Annotated in this window: 12 protein-coding genes; 6 read left to right on the top strand and 6 right to left on the bottom strand. The window is 72.6% G+C overall.

Going from position 1 to position 13,141, the window contains the following annotated elements; genetic code table 11:
• Positions 1-21: 21 nt before the first annotated feature.
• The gene (gene trhO, locus RH861_RS02265) at positions 22-921 is read right to left on the bottom strand and encodes an oxygen-dependent tRNA uridine(34) hydroxylase TrhO (RefSeq protein ID WP_310519564.1); all 900 of its coding nucleotides are present in this window, start codon (positions 919-921) and stop codon (positions 22-24) included.
• Between the two features lie 120 nt (positions 922-1,041).
• Between trhO and RH861_RS02270 the strand changes: the two genes are divergently transcribed.
• A complete protein-coding gene (locus RH861_RS02270) occupies positions 1,042-1,578 on the top strand; it encodes a YbhB/YbcL family Raf kinase inhibitor-like protein (protein WP_248597877.1) in 537 nt (178 codons plus the stop codon).
• Positions 1,579-1,836: 258 nt separating this feature from the next.
• A complete protein-coding gene (locus RH861_RS02275; RefSeq protein WP_310519565.1) occupies positions 1,837-2,808 on the top strand; it encodes a type IV toxin-antitoxin system AbiEi family antitoxin domain-containing protein in 972 nt (323 codons plus the stop codon).
• Positions 2,809-2,895: 87 nt separating this feature from the next.
• On the opposite strand, the gene RH861_RS02280 is transcribed toward RH861_RS02275, so the two are convergent.
• A complete protein-coding gene (locus RH861_RS02280; RefSeq protein WP_310519566.1) occupies positions 2,896-3,576 on the bottom strand; it encodes a LysE family translocator in 681 nt (226 codons plus the stop codon).
• A gap of 48 nt (positions 3,577-3,624) precedes the next feature.
• On the bottom strand, positions 3,625-4,008 hold the full coding sequence (locus RH861_RS02285; protein WP_310519567.1) for a VOC family protein: 384 nt from the start codon (positions 4,006-4,008) through the stop codon (positions 3,625-3,627).
• Between the two features lie 56 nt (positions 4,009-4,064).
• Here RH861_RS02285 and RH861_RS02290 point away from each other — a divergent pair, with 56 nt between their 5' ends.
• The gene (locus RH861_RS02290; RefSeq protein ID WP_310519568.1) at positions 4,065-5,153 is read left to right on the top strand and encodes an enoyl-CoA hydratase/isomerase family protein; all 1,089 of its coding nucleotides are present in this window, start codon (positions 4,065-4,067) and stop codon (positions 5,151-5,153) included.
• A 25-nt stretch (positions 5,154-5,178) separates the two neighbouring features.
• On the opposite strand, the gene sufU is transcribed toward RH861_RS02290, so the two are convergent.
• A complete protein-coding gene (sufU, locus tag RH861_RS02295; RefSeq protein WP_310519569.1) occupies positions 5,179-5,619 on the bottom strand; it encodes a Fe-S cluster assembly sulfur transfer protein SufU in 441 nt (146 codons plus the stop codon).
• Positions 5,619-6,923 (bottom strand): aminotransferase class V-fold PLP-dependent enzyme, encoded by a 1,305-nt coding sequence (locus RH861_RS02300; RefSeq protein ID WP_310519570.1) that lies wholly within the window; start codon positions 6,921-6,923, stop codon positions 5,619-5,621. Before RH861_RS02300 ends, sufU begins: the two co-directional genes overlap by 1 nt.
• A gap of 95 nt (positions 6,924-7,018) precedes the next feature.
• Between RH861_RS02300 and RH861_RS02305 the strand changes: the two genes are divergently transcribed.
• The gene (locus RH861_RS02305) at positions 7,019-8,557 is read left to right on the top strand and encodes an MmgE/PrpD family protein (RefSeq protein ID WP_310519571.1); all 1,539 of its coding nucleotides are present in this window, start codon (positions 7,019-7,021) and stop codon (positions 8,555-8,557) included.
• A 28-nt stretch (positions 8,558-8,585) separates the two neighbouring features.
• Here RH861_RS02305 and RH861_RS02310 read toward each other — a convergent pair whose 3' ends face one another.
• A complete protein-coding gene (locus RH861_RS02310) occupies positions 8,586-9,542 on the bottom strand; it encodes a type IV toxin-antitoxin system AbiEi family antitoxin (protein ID WP_310519572.1) in 957 nt (318 codons plus the stop codon).
• A gap of 249 nt (positions 9,543-9,791) precedes the next feature.
• Here RH861_RS02310 and RH861_RS02315 point away from each other — a divergent pair, with 249 nt between their 5' ends.
• Positions 9,792-10,985, top strand: coding sequence for a bifunctional 2-methylcitrate synthase/citrate synthase (locus tag RH861_RS02315; RefSeq protein ID WP_310519573.1), 1,194 nt, complete (start codon positions 9,792-9,794; stop codon positions 10,983-10,985).
• A 113-nt stretch (positions 10,986-11,098) separates the two neighbouring features.
• Entirely contained in the window at positions 11,099-13,048 is a 1,950-nt protein-coding gene (locus RH861_RS02320) for a carboxypeptidase regulatory-like domain-containing protein (protein ID WP_310519574.1), read from the top strand.
• The last annotated feature ends 93 nt before the right edge of the window (positions 13,049-13,141 follow it).

Here is a 13,141-nt window from a genome sequence, read left to right on the forward strand (position 1 = left end):
CGGGGCCCTGCAGAGTGCGGCTCAGGCGACGGATGCCGCGTGCCGGCCGCACGGCGCCGGCCCGCACGACGCGCACCGGACGAGCTGCGTGCGGCACGCGGCATCCGTGCAGTTCACCGTCTGGTTCGTCGCGCCGCCGCAGCCCTCGCACACGCCGATGACCGCGGCGTGGTCGCTGAAGTCGACCGAGCCGCGCCCGTCGAACACGTAGAGCGAGCCCTCCCAGAGGCCGTCGTCGCCGAAGCGCTCGCCGTAGCGCACGATGCCGCCCTCGAGCTGGTACACCTCGCCGAAGCCGCGACTCGCCATGAGGCTCGACAGCACCTCGCAACGGATGCCGCCGGTGCAGTAGGTCACGACCGGCCGACCCTTGAGGTCGTCGTACCGGCCCGAGTCGAGCTCGGCGACGAAATCGCGCGTCGTCTCGACGTCGGGCACCACCGCGCCGCGGAACCGTCCGATCGCCGCCTCGAGCGCGTTGCGGCCGTCGAAGAAGACGACCTCGTCGCCCCGCTCGGCCACGAGCTGGTGGAGGGCGTCGGGGCTCAGCCGGGTGCCGCCGCCGACGACGCCCGCCCCGTCGACGCGCAGCTCGCCGGGCGCGCCGAACGACACGATCTCGTCGCGCACCTTCACGCTGAGCCGGGGGAAGTCGAGGCTGCGGCCCTCGTCGTCGAGGCCGGTGCCCTCGCTCCACTTGAAGTCGATCGCCTTGAACGCCGGGTAGTCGCGCGTCTTCCGCACGTAGCGCTTGAGCGCGCCCATCTCGCCGCCGAGCGTGCCGTTCAGGCCGTCCTTCGAGATGAGGATCCGGCCGCGCAGGCCCAGCGACTCGGCGAGGTCGCGCTGCCACAGCCGCACCGCGTCGGGGTCGGCGAGGGGCGTGAACACGTAGAAGAGCAGGATCTTGGCGAGCGGCACCGGCCGATCATAGGCGGGTTCGCTGAGCGGATGCCGCCCCGCGGCGCGTGCTCGGCCCGAGCCGGACCCGCGGTCGTATCCTGACCGCGACGCCGACCACCCCCGACGAGGAGGATCGCGATGCTCGACGTGGACCCCTACGCTGCGTTGCAGAAGCTCCGGCCCGTGGGCTCGTTCACGGTCACGAGCACCGACTTCGACGACGGCGGGCCCCTCGCCCGGCCGCAGTGGAGCGCCGCCGCCGGCGGGGTCGACCGCTCGCCGCAGCTGTCGTGGTCGGGCTTCCCGGAGCGCACGCGCAGCTTCGCGGTCACGTGCCTCGACCCCGACGCGCCATCCGGTTCGGGATGGTGGCACTGGGCGGTCGCCAACCTGCCCGTGACCACCACGAGCCTCGAGGCGGGGGCGGGTGCCGCCGGTGGACCGCCGCTCCCCGCCGGGTCGCTGGTGCTCCGCAACGAGGATGGCGAGCGCGGCTTCGGCGGCGCCGCCCCGCCCCGCGGCACCGGCATGCACCGCTACCTGTTCGTCGTGCACGCGCTCGACGTGCCGAGCCTCGAGCTCGACCCCGCGACCTCGCCCGCGATCCTCGGCAGCCGCTGCTTCTTCCACGGGCTCGCCCGCGGCATCCTGACCGGCACCGCCACCCGCGACTGACCGGCGCGCGACCGGCCCCGGTCCCCTCACCCTTGCCCCCTCACCCGTTCCCCTCACCCGTTCCCCTCACCAGGGCCCCTCACCCGTGCCCGCCGGAACCAGGTTCCGGCCGCGGAACGCGCGCGTTCCCTGGTTCCGGCGCGGGAAGGTGGTTCCGCCAGGGGGAGCCGTCCTCCACAGCGGTTCGAATCGGCCGACGCGGACGGAGTTCGGGGTCGAGGCGGTGTCGGACGGGTGCGCGGGGACGACACTCGGCACATGCGCGAACTGACCGGTGACCGGCACGGCATCATCCGCTACGAGGCGGTCGAGGCCGCCGGCCTCATCCCCGAGCTCCGGGCGGCGCTCGCTGCGGGTCGCGTCCGCAGGGTCCGCCGCGGGGCGTACGAGTCGACGGATGCCACGCCCGGCTCCCCGCGCGAGCGCGACGCCCTGCGATATGTCCGACTCGTGCACGCCGCTGCCGGGGCCCTGCAGGCACCCGTCTTCACCGGGTACTCGGCCATGGCGCTCTACGGACTGCCGATCATGGGCGATTGGCCGACCGAGGTGTACGTCATGTCGGACGGGCCGCACGGCCGCCGGCGACCCGGCGTGATCTCGGTCGCGCGCCGGTCCGAGGTGCCGCTCGCGATGGTGGAGGGCGTCGCCGTGACCGCCGTCGAGTTCTCGCTGATCCAACTCTGCCGGACCGCGCCCCTCGCCGATGCGCTGGCGGCGACGGACGCCGCCGTGCGCGTCGATCCGTTCGGTCGTGTCCCTCCGCTCACGACGATGGACCGCCTCCGCGCCGAGCACGACCGGCTCCGGCCCTACCAGGGCAGCCGGAGGACCGAGGCGGTGCTCGCGCGGGCGGCGACCGGGAGCGAGTCCGTGCTCGAGACGGCGAGTCGCCTGGTGTTCGAGGAGTTCGGGTTCGCCGAGCCCGTCCTGCAGCACGTCGTCGCGCTCCCCGAACTCGGGCGCACGGCTCGCCTCGACTTCTACTGGCCCGAGGCGGATGCCGCCGCGGAAGCCGACGGACGAGGGAAGTACCGCCGCGACGGGGTCGCGGAGTCCGCGGACACCGTCATCGCCGAGAAGGATCGTGAGAACGCGATCCGGCGGCGCGTCCGCGCCTTCGACCGGTGGGACTGGCGGGACGTCCGTCGGCGGACGCCGATCGAGCAGCGACTCGAAGCGATGGGCGTCCCCCGTACCCGACGCCCCCGCCCGGGCCTCCTGTTGTGACTCGCCGTGGAACCAGGTTCCGGCCGCGGAACCGGCCGACGACCTGGTTCGATCGCCGGAACATGGTTCCGGAGCGCGGAGACGGCGTCAGCTCTTGTTGCCGGAGAGGGCGAGCGCGCCGCCGAGGCCGATCATCATCACGCCGCCGGTCGCCGACAGCTTCGACATGCGCGCGGGGCGCCGCGCGAACCAGTCGCGTGCGGTGCCGGCCGCGAGCGCCCAGGCGCCGTCGAAGGCCAGGGCGATGACGGCGAACACCGAGCCGAGCACGGCGAGTTGCAGCGGGATGGCGCCCGAGCCGTAGTCGACGAACTGCGGGAGCACCGCGACGAAGAACACGATCGACTTGGGGTTGGTCACGCCCACCGTGGCGCTCTCGAGCAGGACCCGACGCGTCGAGAACCCGTGTCGCGTCGCACGACCGGCAGGCGTCGGTCGGGTCCCGGCCTCCGCGGCCTCCCGGAGCGCGGTCACCGACGCGTGGCGATGACGGATCGTCTGCACGCCCAGGTAGACCAGGTAGGCGGCGCCCGCGAGCTTCACCGCGGTGAACGCCGCCGCCGACTGTGCGACGAGGGCTCCGACGCCCGCGGCGACGAGGGCGATCTGCAGCAGCACGCCGAGGAGGTTGCCGACCACGCTCACGAGTCCGCCGACACGCCCCAGCGCCATCGAGCGGCCGATCACGAACAGCACGCTCGGACCGGGTACGGCGATCAGCAGCGCCGATGCGGCTGCGAACGCCGCCACGTTCTCGAGAGGGAGCATGCAGGGATGCTACTCGCGCGAGGCGGGGCCGTCGACGGTCGGGCGCCGCTACTCCTCCTCGGGCTGCGGCCGGATGGCGCGCGCCAGCCGGACGCGCGTACCGAACGGGTCGGCGACCATCGACATCCGCTCACCCCACGGGGTGTCGTCGGGCTGCTCGACGACCGGGTAGCCCGCGCGAGCCAGGGCGGCGGTCGTCTCGTCGACGTCGTCGACGTAGAACCACAGCAGCATGCCCGCGCCCTCGCCGGCCGTCGCGCCCTCGGCGAGACCCAGTCCGAGCTGCGCCGACCCGGCCTGCAGCGTCACGAAAACCGGGTCGCCCTCGGCCGGATAGCGGTAGACCACCGTCGTGCCGAGCGCGTCGTGGTAGAAGCGCATCGCGGCATCCATGTCGGGCACCTCGACGATGGGGAACGCGGATTCGATCATGACCCCTCCTGCGCCCGACGCTACGCGGCCCCGACCGATGCCGCTAGCGTTGCAGGGTGACCGAGCACATCTCCGCGACCGTCGCCGACGGGGTCGGGCGCCTCACCCTGCAGCGCCCGCAGGCGCTGAACGCGCTGAGCTACGAGATGATCCGCTCGATCAGCGCCGTCTTCGACGCGTGGCGGTACGACCCCGAGGTCGCGATGGTCGTGCTCGACGGCGCGGGCGAGCGCGGGTTCTGCGCAGGTGGCGACGTCCGCGAGCTCTACGGGTACACCACGGGCGGCCACGCGGCCGAGGCGCTGCGGTTCTTCCGCGACGAGTACCGCCTGAACGCGACCATCGCCCGCTACCCGAAGCCGGTCGTGGCCATCATGGACGGCATCACCATGGGCGGCGGCATCGGCCTCGCCGGGCATGCGTCGATCCGCATCGTCACCGAGCGGTCGCGGGTCGCCATGCCCGAGACGCGCATCGGCTTCACCCCGGATGTCGGCGGCTCGTGGCTGCTCGGCCGCGCCCCGGGCGAGCTCGGCGTGCACCTCGCCCTGAACTCGCGCACGATGGACGCCGCCGACGCGATGCACGCCGGCTTCGCCGACGCGTTCGTGCCGTCCGACCGCATCCCGCACCTGCTGCAGGCCCTCGAGGAGCGCGCCGACCCGGGCACGCCGTGGGAGATCGTGATGCTCTTCGACGAGACGCCCGGCCCGTCGGCGCTCGCCGCCGCGCGTCCGTGGGTCGACGCGTGCTACTCGGCGCCGACGGTCGCCGACATCATCGAGCGCCTGCGGGCGTTCGCCGAGGGGCGAGCGGATGCCGCGGCCGCCGCCTACGCGGCCGGCGCCGCCGACGAGCTCGAGGCCCTCTCGCCGACCGCACTCACCGTGACGCTCGAGGCGGTGCGACGGGCTCGGACGCTGCGTTCCCTCGAGGAGGCGCTCGAGCAGGAGTTCCGAGCGGTGTCGTGGTTCATCGGGGAGCACGACCTGCACGAGGGCATCCGTGCGCAGGTCATCGACAAGGACCGCGACCCGAAGTGGGATCCGCCCACGCTCGACGGCGTGCCGCCGGGGCTCGCCGAGCGCGTGCTCACCGAGCAACTGCACGAGCCGGTGTGGCCCGCGGCCGAGGTGGTCGAGTAACCGCGCGAAGCCGGCGTACCGAGACCTACCGCGCCTTCGCCACCGCCGCCTCGAGCGCGACCCAGCCGAGCATGGCGCACTTGATGCGCATCACGTACCGCGCGACGCCGTGAAACGCGATCGCGTCGCCGAGGACCTCCTCGTCGGGCTCGCCCTCGCCCTTCGAGCGGAGCATCTCACGGAACGACTCGGCGGTCGCGAGCGCCTCCTCGACGGGCCGGCCCTGCACGAGGTCGGTCAGCACCGAGGCCGACGCCATCGAGATGCTGCATCCGTCGCCCTCCCAGGCGACCTGCTCGATGCGCTCGTGCGCGGGGTCGAGCTTGATCCGCAGGGTGATCTCGTCGCCGCAGGTCGGGTTGAACTCGTGGTGCTCGCCGTCGGCGCCGTCGAGGGGGCCGGCACCGTGCCGCTCCTTCGAGTGGTCGAGGATGATCTGCTGGTAGAGGCCCTCGAGTCCGGCCATCAGGACACCTTCCGTCCGAGTCCGAAGAACCCGCGGACCTCGCCCATCGCGTCGACGAACCGGTCCGCCTCGTCGGCGGTCGTGTAGACGTGGGCGCTCGCGCGCGTCGTGGCGGTGATGCCGAGTGCGCGGTGCAGCGGCTGCGCGCAGTGGTGGCCGACGCGGACGATGAGGCCGGCCTCGTCGAGGAACTGGCCCACGTCGTGCGCGTGCACCCCGTCGACGGCGACGCTCACCAGGCCCCCGCGGCGCTCGCCGACCTGTGGGCCGACGACGCGGACGCCGGGGATCGCGCTCACGCCGGCGACGACGCGCTCCGCGAACGCCTCCTCGTGCGCGGCGACGGCGTCGATGCCGATCGCCTCGAGGTAGTGGACGGCGGCGCCGAGGCCGACGGCCTGCGAGACGGCCTGGGTGCCGGCCTCGAAGCGGTGCGGCGCCGGGAGGAAGCGCGCCTCCTCCATGGTGACCTTCGTGATCGTCGACCCGCCGGTGCGCGCCGGGGGCAGCGAGTCGAGCAGCTCGTCGCGGCCGTAGAGCACCCCGATGCCGTTCGGGCCGAGCATCTTGTGGCCCGAGAACGCGGCGAAGTCGACGCCGTATCCCGCGAAGTCCACCGGGCGGTGCGGCACCGACTGGCACGCGTCGAGCACCACGAGGGCACCGTGGCGGTGCGCGAGCGCGGCGACCTCGGCGACGGGAGCGATCTGGCCCGTGACGTTCGAGACCTCCGCGAACGCGACGATACGCGTGCGCTCGGTGAGCACCGCGGCGACGTCGTCGACCGACCAGCAGCCGTGCTCGTCGACCCGCACGGGCACGATGCGCGCGCCGGTCCGCTGCGCCACGCGCTGCCACGGGAGGAGGTTCGCGTGGTGCTCGGCCTCGGTCAGCACGATCTCGTCGCCGGGCTGGAGCGCGAAGCGCGCGGCATCCGCCCCGCCGATGCCGGCGCTCGCGTCGGCGATGCCGAGCGCGACCATGTTCAGGGCGTCGGTGGCGTTCTGCGCCCAGACGATCTCGCGCTCGCCGGCGCCGACGAAGCGGGCGACGTCGGCGCGGGCCGCTTCGAACCGGGTCGTCGAGTCGCCGGTCGCGGCGCTCGCGCCGCGGTGCACGGCCGCGACGTGGTGCTCGAGGAAGTCGCGCTCGGCGTCGAGCACGGCGGTGGGCCGCTGCGCGGTCGCGGCGGAGTCGAGGTAGGCGGTCGGCCGGGCGTCGCCGGCCGTCGCGAAGGCGGGGAAGTCGAGGCGGATGTCGCGGACCGGGCGGCCGCCGACCGAGTCGGCGTCGGTGTGATTCATCGCCTCAATGGTCTCACGCGCGATAGCGGACGAGGCTGGGAGGACGGGAGCGGCCGGTCCGCGACATCCGTCACCCCATTCGATAGCGTGGCCACGTGAAGACCCACCACCTGCGCACCCACCGGAGCGACGAGAACCTCGCGCGCGAGGGCCAGCTCGCCTGGCAGCTCGCGGCCGTCGCCGTCGACCCCGTCGACGTCGAGGACGACGTCGCCGACATGGTCGTGAACCGGGTGATCGACAACGCCGCCGTCGCCGCGGCATCCCTCGCCCGCAAGCCGGTCGTCGCCGCGCGCAGCCAGGCGCTCGCGCACCCCGTCTCGATCGGCGGCGACGGCGCCACCGTGTTCGGCGCGGATGCCGCACGGCGGACCTCGCCCGAGTGGGCCGCCTGGGCGAACGGGGTCGCGGTTCGCGAGCTCGACTTCCACGACACGTTCCTCGCCGCCGACTACTCGCACCCCGGCGACAACATCCCGCCGATCGTCGCCGTCGCCCAGCACCTCGCCGCGGGCCGCGGGCTCACCGGCCGCGACGTCGTGCGCGCGATCGCGACGGGCTACGAGATCCAGATCGACCTCGTGAAGGCGATCACGCTGCACGCACACAAGATCGACCACGTCGCCCACCTGGGCCCGTCGGCCGCGGCCGGCATCGGCACCCTGCTCGGCCTCGACCAGGAGACGATCTTCCAGTCGATCGGGCAGGCGCTGCACACCACGACCGCCACGCGCCAGTCGCGCAAGGGCGAGATCTCGACGTGGAAGGCGTATGCGCCGGCCTTCGCGGGGAAGATGGCCGTCGAGGCGGTCGACCGCGCGATGCGCGGCGAGACCAGCCCCGTGCCGATCTACGAGGGCGAGGACGGCGTCATCGCCTGGCTCCTCGGCGGCCCCGAAGCGAACTACGAGGTGCCGCTGCCCGAGGAGGGCGAGGCCAAGCGCGCCATCCTCGACTCGTACACGAAGGAGCACTCGGCCGAATACCAGGCGCAGGCGCTCATCGACCTCGCCCGCCGCATCCACGACGAGTACCCGCTCGTGCTCGACGACCCCGATCGGGTCGACTCGATCACCATCCACACGTCGCACCACACGCACAACGTGATCGGCTCGGGCGCGAACGACCCGCAGAAGTACGACCCGGATGCCTCGCGGGAGACGCTCGACCACTCCATCCCGTACATCTTCACGGTCGCCCTGCAGGACGGCACGTGGCACCACGCGGACTCGTACGCGCCTGAGCGCGCGCACCGTCCCGACACGGTGGCGCTGTGGCGCAAGGTGTCGACGGTCGAGGACCCGGAGTGGACCCGCCGCTACCACTCGCTCGACATCTCCGAGAAGGCGTTCGGCGGCCGCGTCGTCATCCGCCTGGCCGACGGCAGCGAGATCGTCGAGGAGATCGCCGTCGCCGACGCCCACCCGCTGGGGGCCCGGCCGTTCGGGCGCGAGCAGTACGTGCAGAAGTTCCGCACGCTCGCCGAGTGGGTGCTCGAGGAGGCCGAGATCGAGCGGTTCCTGGATGTCGCGCAGCGCCTGCCGGAGCTCGGACCCGACGAGCTCGGCCAGCTGACCCTCACGGCCGCGCCCGGCGCCCTCAACCACGTGGAGATCCCGACCGGCCTCTTCTGAGCTCGTCCCTCCCGTCGATGAGACCAAATCAGGCGCCCGGAATCCGAAGGTGGCGCCGGATCTCGTCCAACGGGCGCAGTTCGCCGCGCCAGCCGCGGCGCACGAGGTTTCTGGCGATGCGGCTCAGCAGCGCCTCGGGGTTCGCCAGGTCGTCGTCGGTCACCTCCATCACGTGGTATCCGAGGGCCTCGAGTTCCGCCTCGCGGGTTCGATCCCGTCGCCACTGGCGTCGGTCGGTCCGGTGATGATCGCCCTGGTACTCGAGGATCTCGCCGAACTCCTCGAAGAACAGGTCGACCATGGCGACGAACTCGCCGGTCGGCGCGTGGACGTCGACGTTGACGCCGGGTACCGGGAACCCTGCGAGCACGACGAGGGCTCGCAGTTCCGACTCCTTCGGGGAGAGGGACCGCGGGTCCAGGAGGGGCAGGGCGGACCGGATGGCCACCATGCCGCGACGGTCGCGTCGGGCGTCGGCGGCGGACCGCAGGTCTCCGAGTGAGACTCGGCCGCTTCGCAGCAGGCGGTCCCCGGCAGCCACGAGCTCCGGCACCGTCAGCTGGACGGCCAGGTCGCACCAGGTGCGAGCCGGCGAGGTGACGCGCACCGAATCGCGCGAAGCGACCACCTCGGCGGGGGTCACGTCGAGCACTCGCCCGATGATCCCCCGACGACGGATGGCGCGACCGGGGGCGGGCACGGCGACTTCGACCGCCGTCCGCCGCGCGAGGCGGGGAGGAAGGGGCATGCCGTGCCACGCCGCCGCCGACCCGCCGCACAGGAAGGCCGTCGGTCCGCAGGCCAGCAGCGCCACCGCTGCGAGCTTCGCCGCGGGGAGTGCGCCATTCGGCACCCGGACCCCGGAGAACGGCGAAGCGAGGTCGCGTCGCCGCAACCGATCCGCGTCGACCCCGGCGGACCGGGCGGCAGCGACGGTGAAGGGCCTGTCGACGAACGGGGCCGGCAGCGGACGTGGATGCGGCATCCCCACATCATCCGATCTACCGTCGTCCCACCGTCGACCCCGGCCGCCCGCCACCGCCCGGCATGCCGCCCCTCACCGTGTGGAGGACGGGTTCCCCCGCGCGCGCATCTCGCCGGTCGGACAGGATCGGACGCCCGGGTGGCAGTGGAGGCGCCGGATACTGTCCGATCGCCGGAGGGCGAGGGGGCGTCGTAGGCTGGGGTGGCGCCCGCGACGCGGCGGGCGAGCCGAGATCCCACGAGGAGCACGATGAGCGAGCAGACGCAGGAGACCACCGCGGCCGCGGCCTTCCAGCCCCAGATCTTCAAGGGCCTCGCCGGTGTGCCCGTCGACTACACCGCCATCTCGAAGGTGAACCCCGAGACCAACTCGCTGCTCTACCGCGGCTATCCGGTGCAGGAGCTCGCGGCATCCGTCACCTTCGAGGAGGTCGCGTACCTGCTCTGGCACGGCGAGCTGCCCGACGACGCGCAGCTGGCGCAGTTCGAGGAGCTCGAGCGCAGCCACCGCGGCCTCGACCACGAGGTGAAGCGCATCGTCGACGAGCTGCCGCTCACCGCCCACCCGATGGATGTCGTGCGGACCGCCGTCAGCGTCATCGGCGCGAGCGACCCGACCACGCCCGACGACTCGCGCGAGGCGAACCTCGAGAAGGCGATCCGCCTGTTCGCGAAGCTCCCGTCGATCGTCACCTACGACCAGCGCCGGCGACACGAGCTGGAGTTCGTCGAGCCGCGCGCCGACCTCGGCTACTCGGCCAACTTCCTCTGGCAGGCGTTCGGCGAGGCGCCCGAGCTCGAGGTCGTCAACGCGTTCGACGTGTCGATGATCCTGTACGCCGAGCACTCGTTCAACGCCTCCACGTTCACGGCGCGCGTGATCACCTCGACCCTGTCCGACCTGTACTCGGCGGTCGTCGGTGCGATCGGCGCGCTCAAGGGCCCGCTGCACGGCGGCGCCAACGAGGCGGTCATGCACACGTTCGACGAGATCGGCCTCGGCGACGGCTCGGCCGAGCGGGCGGTGACGTGGCTCGACGCCGCGCTCGCCGAGAAGCGCAAGATCATGGGCTTCGGCCACCGCGTCTACAAGAACGGCGACTCCCGGGTGCCGACCATGCGCGATGCGCTCGAGCGGATGGCGGAGCACTACGGTCGTCCGGACGTCCTGGAGGTGTACACCGCGCTCGAGCAGGCGATGGGCGAGCGCAAGAACATCAAGCCGAACCTCGACTACCCGGCCGGGCCGGCGTACCACCTGATGGGGTGGGACACGGAGACCTTCACGCCCCTCTTCGTGGCGAGCCGGGTCACGGGCTGGACCGCGCACATCATGGAGCAGAACGCGGCGAACGCGCTCATCCGCCCGCTGTCGGTCTACAACGGCCCCGACGAGCGGCACGTGCCGCCGCGCGGCAAGGCGACGGGCGAGCCCGCGGCCTGAATCGCTGATCTGCCTCCTTCGGGGGCCAACCTCCCCCTTCGAAGCTGAGTATCCTTCGGTTCAGCGGCCGACGCCGACCCGACGTCCGACCGGCCCTCGATGGAGGTCCGCTCATGCCCGAACGTCCCGCCCGGGAGTCCGGCTCGCGACGAACACGGCTCCTCGCCGCACTCGCGACCGCAGCGCTGGTCGTCGCCGGCGTCGGTGCGACGCAGCCAGCTCATGCCGCGGACGGCAACGTGGGCGTAGGCGTCCTGCTGGCGTCGACGGACTTCTTCGGCCCCGCGGACGGTGAGGAGCTGCCGCCCGGGGTCATCGAGGTCTTCGACGCGACGGGCGACGGCTCCGAGCCGCTCATGACCGTCGACATCGGGCCCATGTTCCTCTTCGAGTACACGTGGCTAGACCTGCCCGACGGTTCCTACCGGATGCGAGCCACGGTCGAGGGCTACCTTCCGACCTGGGCGGGTTGGGTGGCCGACGGTGGCGCGGAGGCGACGGACGAGCCGGGTCGCCTCGGCGGCCTCATCGACGCGTACCATCCGTTCGCGCCCGTGCGCGGATTCTCCGATGCCCCGGTGCTCGAGGTGGAGGTCGGCGACGAGTCGTTCGAGCAGCCGGCGTACGTCAACGTCCTCGCCGCGCGTTCGGCGGCGTTCCTCGGCGGCGTCGTGTTCAACGAGCAGCAGTCCGCCGCGGAGTCGGCGACCGTCGAGCTCTACCGGATCGGGCAGGGCGCGCCCGCGCGCACGACGACGGTCGAGCGCGGTCAGTACGTCTTCGACGACGTACCCCAGGGCAACTACCAGGTCCGATTCGTGTCCGAAGGCGTCGACCAGTGGTGGCCGTACGAGGCGACGCGATCGAGGGCCGACATCTTGAACGTGCCGTCGACCGGCGGAGGATGGGTCGCGATCGATGCGACGTTCGCCCCGCCCGAGACGACCGCGCCCGGCGAACGGCTCGCCATCGAAGGCGACCCCGTCGAGGGCGGCCTACTGAGCCTCGCGCCGGACCTCGCCGACCCGTTCGACATCCCGGGCCTGAACGACACCCGGATCGGGCGCATCACCTGGTACCTCGACGGTGAGCCGATCCTCGGCGCCGTGGGTCCGACGTTGGTCGTTCCTCCGGACGCCGTCGGCGGTGAGATCACCGCGACCGCCGACGCCGTGCAGATGCTCGGCTACTTCCGCACCCGGATCGAGGCGCTGCCCGTCGGCCCGGTGTCGCCCGCGACCGACCCCGAGATCGCCCCTGCGCCCACCCCGCAGATCGTGGGCTCGCCGACGGTGGGCGTACGACTCGACACGACCCTCGGCAGCTGGGCAACCGGTACGACCCGCACCTTCCAGTGGTTCCGGGATGGCGAACCGATCGAGGGCGCCACGAACCGCGGGTATGTGCCGAAGGGCACCGACTTGGGCGGCGAGTTGACCTTCGTCGTCACGGGGGTGCTCGACGGGCATCGGACGACCGTTCGGGCCAGCGGTCCCACCGCGCCGGTCGCCGAAGGTTCGTTCGCGACGCCGTCGGCCGTCCTCAAGACGGATCGGATGGCGGCCGAGCCGCGCGTCGGCGATCGAATGCGTGCCGTGCACGGCGCGTGGAGCCCCGCGGCGGAGGCGTGGACGTACCAGTGGCACCGCGACGGCGTCCCGATCGACGGTGCGACGGGGGAGTACTACACCGTCGGCGCCGACGATCTCGGTGCGCGCCTGTGGGCCGAGATCACCGGAAGCAGACTCGGCTACACCGCGGCGACCGCCGTGACCGCGCCGAGCGGGCCAGTCACGGAGGGGGTCTTCCGCGCCGATCGGCCGGTCATCGTGCCGGCACCGCAGGTGGGCGTCGAGCTCTCGGTTGACCTGGGGGTGTGGACGCCTGAGCCCGATGTGCTCACCATCCAGTGGATGCGCGGCACGACCGTGCTGTCAACCGGGCCGACTTACACCCCGGTACCCGGCGACGCCGGCCGCAACCTCAGGGTCGTGGTCACCGGCGAGAAGGCCGGCTACACCACCGCGCAACGGGCGAGCCTCGCGGTGGCGGTGCTGCCGTAGGGCGGCGGTTCGCGGCTGCGCACAACGGCGCGCCGCGGCATCCGTCGTCGCACTGTGCGCCACCACGAACGATGGAGGATCCACCACGGATCG

The sequence above is a fragment of the Agromyces indicus genome, assembly GCF_031432295.1.
In the GTDB taxonomy this organism is placed as follows: Bacteria; Actinomycetota; Actinomycetes; order Actinomycetales; family Microbacteriaceae; genus Agromyces; species Agromyces indicus.

Excerpts from the sequence above, each read along its gene's own strand:
- RH861_RS02270 (WP_248597877.1), top strand. The coding sequence starts at position 1,042 with ATGCTCGACGTGGACCCCTACGCTGCGTTGCAGAAGCTCCGGCCCGTG.
- RH861_RS02275 (WP_310519565.1), top strand. The coding sequence starts at position 1,837 with ATGCGCGAACTGACCGGTGACCGGCACGGCATCATCCGCTACGAGGCG.
- RH861_RS02280 (WP_310519566.1), bottom strand. The coding sequence starts at position 3,576 with ATGCTCCCTCTCGAGAACGTGGCGGCGTTCGCAGCCGCATCGGCGCTG.
- RH861_RS02285 (WP_310519567.1), bottom strand. The coding sequence starts at position 4,008 with ATGATCGAATCCGCGTTCCCCATCGTCGAGGTGCCCGACATGGATGCC.
- sufU (WP_310519569.1), bottom strand. The coding sequence starts at position 5,619 with ATGGCCGGACTCGAGGGCCTCTACCAGCAGATCATCCTCGACCACTCG.
- RH861_RS02300 (WP_310519570.1), bottom strand. The coding sequence starts at position 6,923 with ATGAATCACACCGACGCCGACTCGGTCGGCGGCCGCCCGGTCCGCGAC.
- RH861_RS02310 (WP_310519572.1), bottom strand. The coding sequence starts at position 9,542 with ATGCCGCATCCACGTCCGCTGCCGGCCCCGTTCGTCGACAGGCCCTTC.
- RH861_RS02315 (WP_310519573.1), top strand. The coding sequence starts at position 9,792 with ATGAGCGAGCAGACGCAGGAGACCACCGCGGCCGCGGCCTTCCAGCCC.
- RH861_RS02320 (WP_310519574.1), top strand. The coding sequence starts at position 11,099 with ATGCCCGAACGTCCCGCCCGGGAGTCCGGCTCGCGACGAACACGGCTC.